This window comes from Xanthomonas sp. SHU 166, from assembly GCF_000364685.1.
Classification (GTDB): domain Bacteria; phylum Pseudomonadota; class Gammaproteobacteria; order Xanthomonadales; family Xanthomonadaceae; genus Xanthomonas_A; species Xanthomonas_A sontii.
Genome location: NZ_AQOJ01000354.1, coordinates 1 through 8,142, shown reverse-complemented (window position 1 = coordinate 8,142; position 8,142 = coordinate 1). Strand labels below are relative to the sequence as shown.

At 69.8% G+C, this 8,142-nt stretch carries 10 protein-coding genes and 1 pseudogene; 1 reads left to right on the top strand and 10 read right to left on the bottom strand.

Features of this window, described 5'->3' with window-relative positions; all coding sequences use genetic code 11:
• The 10 genes and pseudogenes from D180_RS10260 to D180_RS10215 form a co-directional block, all read right to left on the bottom strand.
• Positions 1 to 381: sigma-70 family RNA polymerase sigma factor (locus tag D180_RS10260; protein WP_017912724.1), on the bottom strand; the 381-nt coding region annotated here is incomplete at its 3' end.
• Positions 382 to 439: 58 nt separating this feature from the next.
• On the bottom strand, positions 440 to 811 hold the full coding sequence (locus D180_RS10255; RefSeq protein ID WP_017910216.1) for a hypothetical protein: 372 nt from the start codon (positions 809 to 811) through the stop codon (positions 440 to 442).
• A gap of 88 nt (positions 812 to 899) precedes the next feature.
• Positions 900 to 1,688: a hypothetical protein gene (locus D180_RS10250; protein WP_017912723.1), complete on the bottom strand. Its 789-nt coding sequence runs from the start codon at positions 1,686 to 1,688 to the stop codon at positions 900 to 902.
• A gap of 91 nt (positions 1,689 to 1,779) precedes the next feature.
• Positions 1,780 to 2,190, bottom strand: a complete 411-nt coding sequence (rnfB, locus tag D180_RS10245; protein ID WP_017910214.1) for an Rnf electron transport complex subunit RnfB — start codon at positions 2,188 to 2,190, stop codon at positions 1,780 to 1,782.
• Positions 2,191 to 2,464: 274 nt separating this feature from the next.
• Positions 2,465 to 2,962 carry a hypothetical protein gene (locus D180_RS10240; protein ID WP_156117211.1) on the bottom strand — a complete coding sequence of 166 codons (498 nt, stop codon included), beginning with the start codon at positions 2,960 to 2,962 and terminating at the stop codon, positions 2,465 to 2,467.
• Between the two features lie 38 nt (positions 2,963 to 3,000).
• Positions 3,001 to 3,471, bottom strand: a pseudogene (locus D180_RS10235) (HAD-IB family phosphatase); the annotation flags it as partial.
• Between the two features lie 95 nt (positions 3,472 to 3,566).
• Complete coding sequence (gene metG / locus D180_RS10230; protein ID WP_017912720.1) at positions 3,567 to 5,627, bottom strand: methionine--tRNA ligase; 2,061 nt, start codon at positions 5,625 to 5,627, stop codon at positions 3,567 to 3,569.
• Positions 5,628 to 5,836: 209 nt separating this feature from the next.
• Positions 5,837 to 6,289 (bottom strand): DUF2147 domain-containing protein, encoded by a 453-nt coding sequence (locus D180_RS10225; RefSeq protein WP_017910211.1) that lies wholly within the window; start codon positions 6,287 to 6,289, stop codon positions 5,837 to 5,839.
• A gap of 126 nt (positions 6,290 to 6,415) precedes the next feature.
• Positions 6,416 to 6,805, bottom strand: coding sequence for a VOC family protein (locus D180_RS10220; RefSeq protein ID WP_198526537.1), 390 nt, complete (start codon positions 6,803 to 6,805; stop codon positions 6,416 to 6,418).
• Between the two features lie 2 nt (positions 6,806 to 6,807).
• Positions 6,808 to 7,173 carry a VOC family protein gene (locus tag D180_RS10215; protein WP_043090755.1) on the bottom strand — a complete coding sequence of 122 codons (366 nt, stop codon included), beginning with the start codon at positions 7,171 to 7,173 and terminating at the stop codon, positions 6,808 to 6,810.
• A 119-nt stretch (positions 7,174 to 7,292) separates the two neighbouring features.
• Between D180_RS10215 and mmuM the strand changes: the two genes are divergently transcribed.
• On the top strand, positions 7,293 to 8,142 hold an 850-nt coding region (gene mmuM / locus D180_RS10210; protein ID WP_017912718.1), incomplete at its 3' end, for a homocysteine S-methyltransferase.

The window sequence follows — 8,142 nt, the reverse complement described above, 5'->3', positions numbered from 1 at the left end:
CCGCCCGCCCCCCCGCCACTCGGTATCGGCGAGCGGATCGCGGCCTTCGTCCTGCAGTTCACCGGCGTCGTCCAGCGCCACCGACTGCCGCGCAGGTGCGCGTGCGCGCAAATGGTCGATGGCCTTGTTGCGGGCGATCATGGTCAGCCAGGTCAGGCCGCGCGCGCGCTGCGGGTCGAACTGCGCCGCCTTGCGCCAGACCGAGGAGAACACTTCCTGCAGCACGTCCTCGGCTTCGCCGCGCTGCGGCACGATGCGCAGGCACACGCCGAACAGGCGCGAGGAGGTGGTGCGGTACAGGCGTTCGAATGCGGCGCTGTCGCCGGTGGCGGTGGCCACCAGCAATTGTCCTGCTTCGTCGTGATCGGGCGACTCGGTCATGCCGGGAGACGGTGGCGAAGGTCGGCGCGATGCTACAGGCTTTCGCCGCGCCCGTCGCTCAGGCGCGCTGGCGCCGCCACAATACGCACGCGGTGAGCAGCAGGACGATCTCGAACGCGGCCAGGCCGGTCGTGGTCGGGCCGACCGGCCACAGCCGCAGCAGGCTGGCGCTGCGGTAGAGCACGATGGGCACGTAGAACGCCAGTGCCAGGAGCAGGCCGGTGCGCAACTGCCCGGTGCGGGCGAAGTAGCCGAACAGGAAGGCCATGCCCAATTGCAGGCCGCCGTAGATGACCAGGTATTCGGACTGGCCGGAGCGGTCCAGGCCGACATAGCCCACCGCTGCGGCGGTCTGCGCCGGCAGCAGCGTGCACCAGACGGCCAGAAGCGCGTACAGCGCGGCGTTGAACCACAGGTAGGCCTTGGCCATGAGGTGTCCTCGTCGATGCGCGGGCGATGCGCAGGCATGGTTGTAGCGGGTGCGGCGCGGGCCGGCGTGAATGCGCTGACGGCGCGGCTCAGCGCGCGCTGCATTGCGCGACCAGGGGTTGCTGCAGCGCCTGCTGCCAGGCGCCATCGTCGGCCTGGCCGCGCAGGCGTTCGGGAAATTCGATGCGCACGCTCGGGTAGCGGCCGCGCGCGTCGCGGATGTTGCCGACGCCGCGGAATTCGAGCAGGCGCCGGTCCTTGCGCGTGTAGGCGACGCTGAGGTCGGGCAGCAGCGTGCCGTACCAGGCGGCCAGGCTCAGGGTGTAGCGCTGCACTTCGGCGTCGGCCGGGCCGGGAGCGATGCGGAAGTCGAGCGTGCGCAGTTCGCTGGGCAGCACGAAGGCGATGCGCTGCGGTCCGCCGCTGCCCAGGCTGTCCCAGCGCTGGCGCAGGTAGGCGTCGAAACCCGCGTCGATCACCTGCGCCTCGGTGCTCTTGGGCAACGGCGCGCGGCGTTCGGCCTGACCCTTGGCCTGACTGAACATCTCGCGCCCGCTGCCGCTGCGGCGCACACCCTCGCGGTAGCCGCTGCGCGCATCGACCAGTTCGAAGTCCGGCGCGGCGCTGCCGTCGTCCACGCGCTTGCGCGCGAACGCGGCGCCGTCGGTGCACTGGTACAGCACCAGGCGCGCGCCATCCTCGCGGACCCAGTGGCTTTCGCGGTACAGCACCTGTTTGCCGTCGGCGGCATAGGCGATGCCCTCGTAGTGCAGCATCGCCCGCGCAGGCGCGGCGGCGACCAGGGCGGCGGCGCCGAGGGCCAGGGCCAGCGGCAGGTGCGCTCGGATGAGCGGGAAGGCGGCGGTCGACGTCGGCATGCACGGCGCTCCGGTGGGATGACACCAGGACATACGCGGCGGGTGCCGATCCGGATGCGCCCGCCGTGGGGCTCGCGCTGAAGCGTCTGTCTCAGCGCAGGACGATGCAGTCCACCGGACAGGCCGGCAGGCACAGCGCGCAGCCGGTGCACAAGGGCGCCAGCACCGTGTGCATGTGCTTGGCGCCGCCGACGATGGCGTCCACCGGGCAGGCCTGGATGCACTTGGTGCAGCCGATGCAGTCGGCCTCGACCACCCACGCCACCTGCGGCGGCGTGTGCGTGCCGCGGCTGCGGTCATAGGGCAGGGCGGGGACGCCGAGCACCCGCGCCAGGGCGCGCGCGCCGGCGTCGCCGCCGGGCGGGCAGCGGTCCACCTGCGCCGTGCCGGCGGCCATCGCCTCGGCATAGGGACGACAGCCGTCGAACCCACACTGGCCGCATTGGGTTTGCGGCAGCAGGCGATCGAGGCGTTCGAGCAGGGGGGCGTGGGCGGGCGTCATGGCAGGGGCGGCGCGTGCGGTACGGCATGCGGCAACAGAAGGCGCGGCGCATCCGCGCTGGATGGTCGGTACCTGCGGCATGCAGCGGTCGCCGCATTGTAGCGCGTGGCGCGCAGGCACCTGGGCGCCGCGGCTTCGTTCATCGTCGCTCGCCGGCGCACAACACCCTTGCTCGTCGCTGGCGCGCGGCTGCGTCGCGCGGCATGGCCGGCGGCGGCGCGCCAAGCTCAGGCCGGAACTGCTACCCGCCTGCCTACGCCAGCATGGCGCGCGCTCAGCGCCCCGAGCCGGTGTCGACCTGTACGCGTACTGCCATGCCTTGAAGGAACAGCGCGCGCTCGGCGGGAGTGGCATCGAGGTGGATGCGCGCCAGATCGCGACGCGCGACTTTCACGGCGTTGCCTTGCGCCGACGCGGGCTCGTCCGCCTGGGGAATGACCACGGTGACGACACCGGGCACCTGGACGCCTGGCGCCTGCGGCGGGCTGACCAGGGCACGCTGCCAGATGCGGATCGCCACGGGGTCCTCATGCTTGAAGCGGGCGAGCACGATGACTTGCGCGGCGGGAGGCGATGTGGAAGCGACCTGGGCATCGTCGCTGCTCCTGATGCGGTCGTGGTGCTGCCACCACAGGGCGACGCCAACCGCCACGCAGGCCAGCACCAGCAGCGCGGCGATGGACAGGATGACCAGGGCAATGCGCGCAGCGCGGTCCGGCCGGCGTGGTGCGGACGGCTGCGGCAAGGGTGGAATGTGCGTCGTGGCGGTCATACTGGTCGGGGAGCATGTGGGATGGGAGACTGCATGCTGATCAGCGCGGCCTTGCGGGGTCCGCAGTCGCCGTGGCGATAGCGGCCGGTCAGGCGCCCATCCTGCACTTCCAGGCGGTTGCAGATCAGGCCCAGCCCATGTTGCGTGCACCAGGGCCGCAGATACAGATCCAGCGAACCGGAGACCAGCACCACGGTGTGCCCCTGGGCCTGGTGCCAGGCGATCCGCTGCATCATGTCCGGTCGCAGCAGCGGCGGCAGCGCCTCGTGCGCATAGCGCTCGGCCTCGCGGGCGATCTCGTCTGCGTCGCGTCCGGCGAACACCAGCCGGGTGACCCGCGTGCGCAACGTCGCCGCCGACACCAGGCCCAGCCGATAGCCGGCCAGCCACGGCCCGACCGCCCAGCGCGCCCGCGCCTGCTGCGCCGGCGTGGCCACACGGCGCAGGAATCCCGAATAGGTATCGGCGGTGGTGACCGTGTGGTCGAAGTCGAATAGGGCCAGGTCCATGGGAATGGGGAATGGGGAAACGGGAATCGTAAAAGCGGGTCTGGCGGCGGGCTGCAGCTCTGCGATTCCCGATTCCCGATTCTCCTTTCCCGGCCTTACCGCACCGGCATGCCCGGCTGCGCGCCGCTGTCGGCGTCGAGCAGGGCCAGGGCGCCGCCGTCGAAGCCGGCCGACAGGATCATGCCCTCGCTGAGGCCGAAGCGCATCTTGCGCGGGGCGAGGTTGGCGATGAACACCACGTTGCGGCCGACCAGCTTTTCCGGCTCGCCGTAGCTGCCGCGGATGCCGGAGAAGATCTGCCGCTTGCCCAGCTCGCCGGCGTCCAGTTCGAAGCGCAGCAGCTTGTCCGAGCCTTCGACGAACTCGCAGGCCAGCACCTTGCCGATGCGCAGGTCGAGCTTGGCGAAGTCGTCGATGCCGATGTGGCCGGGATTGGGGATTGGGGATTGGGGATTGGTGGTGGCCTTCGCTTCCTGCTTGGCGGGGGGCGCGGCAGTTGGAGTGGGGGCGAGGGTGTCCTTGGAGGCGTCGGTCATGGCGTCGAGCAGCTTGGGGTCGATACGGGTGAACAGGGGGGCGTAGGGCTGGATGGCGTGCGCCAGCAGCGGGGCGTCGAGGTCTTCCCAGGCGGTGAGCGGGGCCGACAGGAACGCCTCGGCCTCGGCGCAGGTGCGCGGCAGCACCGGCTTGAGCGCGGCGGCCAGCACCCGGAACAGGTTCAGGCCCTGCGTGCACACGGCCTGCAGTTGCGCTTCGGCGCCGTCCTGCTTGGCCAGCACCCAGGGCTTGTGTTCGTCGATGTACTTGTTGGCCTCGTCGGCCAGGGCCATGGTCTGGCGGATCGCGCTGGCCGGGTCGTTGCGCTCGTAGGCCTCGCGGATCGGCGCCAGCGCGGCGACGAAGCGCGTGTACTGCGCCGCATCCGGCAGCGCGTCGGCGAGCGTGCCGCCGAAGCGCTTGTCGATGAAGCCTGCGCAGCGGCTGGCCAGGTTGACGAACTTGCCGACCAGGTCCGCGTTGACCCGCGCCACGAAGTCGCCCAGGTTCAGGTCGAGATCGTCGACGCCGCCGGAGGACTTGGCCGCGAAGTAGTAGCGCAGCGCTTCCGGCTCCAGGCCCACGTCCAGGTAGGTGCGGGCCATGACGAAGGTGCCGCGCGACTTGGACATCTTGGCGCCGTCGACGGTCAGGTAGCCGTTGACGTGCAGCCGGGTCGGCGCGCGGTGGCCGGTGCCGTGCAGCACCGCCGGCCAGAACAGGCCGTGGAAGTTGACGATGTCCTTGCCGATGAAGTGGTGCAGTTCGGTGGCGGTGCCGGCGGCCAGGTGCGGCTCGAACGCTTCGCCCAGGCTTGCGCACAGGGTCTGGAAGCTGCTCAGGTAGCCGATCGGCGCGTCCAGCCACACGTAGAAATACTTGCCCGGCTGGCCGGGAATCTGGAAGCCGAAGTACGGCGCATCGCGGGAGATGTCCCAGGCGCGCAGGCCGCCTTCGCTGTCCAGCCATTCCATCAGCTTGGCCTTGACCCCGGGCAGGGCGACGTCGCCGGCAAGCCACTGCCGCAGGAAGCCGTCGAAGCGGCCGACCTCGAAGAAGAAGTGCTCCGAATCGCGCAGCTCCGGCGTGGCGCCGGAGATCACCGACTTGGGCTCCTTCAGTTCGGTCGGGGAATAGGTGGCGCCGCAGACCTCGCAGTTGTCGCCGTACTGGTCGGCGCTGCCGCAGTTCGGGCAGATGCCCTTGATGTAGCGGTCGGGCAGGAACATGCCCTTGGCCGGGTCGTAGAACTGCGCCACCGAGCGCCGCGCGATGTGGCCGCCGGCGTCGAGCTTGGCGTAGAACGCCTCGGTCAGGGCGCGGTTGGCGTCCGAGTTGGTCGAGTCGTAATGGTCGAAGGCCACGCCGAACGCGGCGAAATCGCGCTCGTGGCTGGCCTGGATGGCGGCGATGAAGCTCTCCGGGGTGACCCCGGCCTTCTCCGCGGCCAGCATGATCGGCGTGCCGTGGGTGTCGTCGGCGCACACGAACCAGGTGCGGTCGCCGCGCAGCCGCCGCGCGCGCACCCAGATGTCGGCCTGGATATAGCCGACCAGATGCCCCAGATGCAGCGGTCCGTTGGCATAGGGCAGGGCGGTGGTGACGAGAGCGGTGGTCATGGCGGCCGGCGTTTCTGGGGGCCGGGGATTATTGCATGGAGCTGGGAATGGGGAATCGGGAATGGGGAATCGCAAGAGCGCCGCCCTGCGATCTGATGGGCCACGAAAAAGGCGCCTTTGCAGGCGCCTTGTCGGAGTGGGGTGGGATCAGGCCGGCAGATGCCGCTTTTAACGATTCCCGATTCTCCACTCCCGATTCCCGGCTTCCGTCACTCCCTGATCCAAGTCTGCGTCCGGCCCAGGGCCTCAATGCCGATATAGCCACGCATCTGCAGCTTCTTGCCGCCGTCGGTGAGGGTGACCTTGGCCTTGTAGGTCTTGCCCTTGGCCGGGTCCAGCACCGAGCCGCCGTCCCATACCGCGGTGCCGTCGGGCTTGAGGCCCCACAGGATGGTCATGCCCTTGATCGGCTTGCCCTTGCGCTCGCCGTCGCACTTGTCGCACATCGGGTTGGGGCCGTGGTTGGACTGCAGGATCTCGACCACCTTGCCGCTCAGTGTGCCGTTGGCGGCCTGTTCGATCTGCACGATCGACTTGGGCTTGCCGGTTTCGTCGTCGATGGTCTGCCAGCGGCCGACCGGCGAGGTGTCGGCGGCGTGCGCCATGAATGCCGCCGCGCTCAGCGGCAGGGCCAGCATCAGGGTCTTGAAGGTCGTGCGCATGTTCCCCTCCCGAGGGATGTCCGGTGCGGCCGGCGCGATGCCGGCCTGATCCGACTGTATACCCAAGCGTATGGTGCTGGGAATCCGCACTGCGGCATGCGGTTCAGCGTGGCCGGCGGTGGGCGTTCAGCCGCTTTCGTACAGTTCCAGCGGCAGGTCGTCGGGATCGGCGAAGAAGGTGAAGCGGCGGCCGGTGTACTCGTCCACACGGATCGGTTCGACCTCCACGCCGTGCGCCTGCAGGTGCGCGACGGCGGCGTCCAGGTCGCGCACGCGCAGCGCCAGGTGGCGCAGCCCACAGGCTTCCGGGCGGCTCGGTCGCGGCGGTGGGGTCGGGAACGAGAACAGTTCGAGCTGGCTGCCGTCGGGCAGGGCCAGGTCCAGCTTCCAGGAGTCGCGGGTTTCGCGATACACCTCGGCGATCACCGGCAGGCCGAGGAGGCGGCAATAGAAGTCCTTGGAGCGCGCGTAGTCGGAGGCGATGATCGCCACGTGGTGCAGGCCATCGAGGGTCAGACTCATCGGCACAGCGCCTGTCCGAATTGCAGCAGATGGCCGTCCGGATCGTGGATCGCGAACTCGCGCATGCCGTAGTCGAAGTCTTGCAACGGATAGACGATGCGCGCGTGCGGCTGCAGCCGCTGCCACCAGGTATTGACCTGGTCGGTGCGGAAGTACAGCGAGCAGGCGACATCGGAGACGGTTGCATCGTCCTCCGACAGTCGCGTGGCCAGCATCAGCGCCAGTGGACCGTGCCGCAGCGACACCCAGCCCGCCGCCACCGTGCCGCTGTCGAGGCGAAACGCCAGCGTTTCGGTATAGAACGCCAGTGCCGTGGTCAGGTCGGCACAGCGCAGCATTGGTGTCAGCGTAGTGAAGGTCATGCGCTGAGTCGGGGCGAGCGAAACGGGGCAATCCATGGGAGAAGCATAGCGCAGCGGTGCGGCCGCACCGCTGCGCGTGCCGTCTGCGACACTGTGCATTCCATCGCTGCGAGGCCGCCATGCCGCACAACCCGCTTGCCGCGCTGCTGGCCGAGGACCGGTGCCTGGTGCTCGACGGCGCGCTGGCCACCGAACTGGAGCGTCGCGGCTGCGATCTGCGCGATCCGCTGTGGTCGGCGAAGAGCCTGCTGGAACAGCCGGACCTGATCCGCGAGGTGCACCAGGATTATTTCGCCGCCGGTGCGCAGTGCGCGATCACCGCCAGCTACCAGGCCACGCCGCAGGGCTTCGCTGCGCGGGGGATCGACCTCGCGCACTCGCAACGCTTGATCGCGCGCAGCGTCGAACTGGCGCAGCAGGCACGGCAGGCGCAGCTCGCGCGGCACCCGCAGGCGGGGCCGTTGCTGGTTGCCGGCTCGGTCGGTCCGTATGGCGCCTGCCTGGCCGACGGATCCGAGTACCGTGGCGACTACACGTTGCCGCAGGCGGCATTGCGGGACTTCCACCGCCCGCGCATCGCCGCCTTGATGGAAGCCGGCGTGGATCTGCTGGCCTGCGAGACGCAGCCGTCATTGGCGGAAATGGCGGCCTTGCTGCAGGTGCTGGAGAAGTTTCCTGGGGTTGTCGCCTGGTTCGCCTGCACCCTGCGCGATGCCGCGCACCTCAGCGACGGCACGCCGTTGCGCGAGGTGGTGGCGTTGCTCGACGGCCACCCGCAGGTGGTCGCGCTCGGCGTCAACTGCGTCGCGCCGTCGCTGGCCACTGCGGCGTTGCGTCATCTGGCGACGCTGACGCGGTTGCCGCTGGTGGTGTATCCGAACGCGGGCGAGCGCTACGACGCCGAGCGCAAATGCTGGCAGGCCGACAGCGCCGATGCCGGTAGCCTGGTCGACCACCTCGCCGCATGGC

Excerpts from the sequence above, each read along its gene's own strand:
- D180_RS10255 (WP_017910216.1), bottom strand. The coding sequence starts at position 811 with ATGGCCAAGGCCTACCTGTGGTTCAACGCCGCGCTGTACGCGCTTCTG.
- D180_RS10250 (WP_017912723.1), bottom strand. The coding sequence starts at position 1,688 with ATGCCGACGTCGACCGCCGCCTTCCCGCTCATCCGAGCGCACCTGCCG.
- rnfB (WP_017910214.1), bottom strand. The coding sequence starts at position 2,190 with ATGACGCCCGCCCACGCCCCCCTGCTCGAACGCCTCGATCGCCTGCTG.
- D180_RS10240 (WP_156117211.1), bottom strand. The coding sequence starts at position 2,962 with ATGACCGCCACGACGCACATTCCACCCTTGCCGCAGCCGTCCGCACCA.
- metG (WP_017912720.1), bottom strand. The coding sequence starts at position 5,627 with ATGACCACCGCTCTCGTCACCACCGCCCTGCCCTATGCCAACGGACCG.
- D180_RS10225 (WP_017910211.1), bottom strand. The coding sequence starts at position 6,289 with ATGCGCACGACCTTCAAGACCCTGATGCTGGCCCTGCCGCTGAGCGCG.
- D180_RS10215 (WP_043090755.1), bottom strand. The coding sequence starts at position 7,173 with ATGACCTTCACTACGCTGACACCAATGCTGCGCTGTGCCGACCTGACC.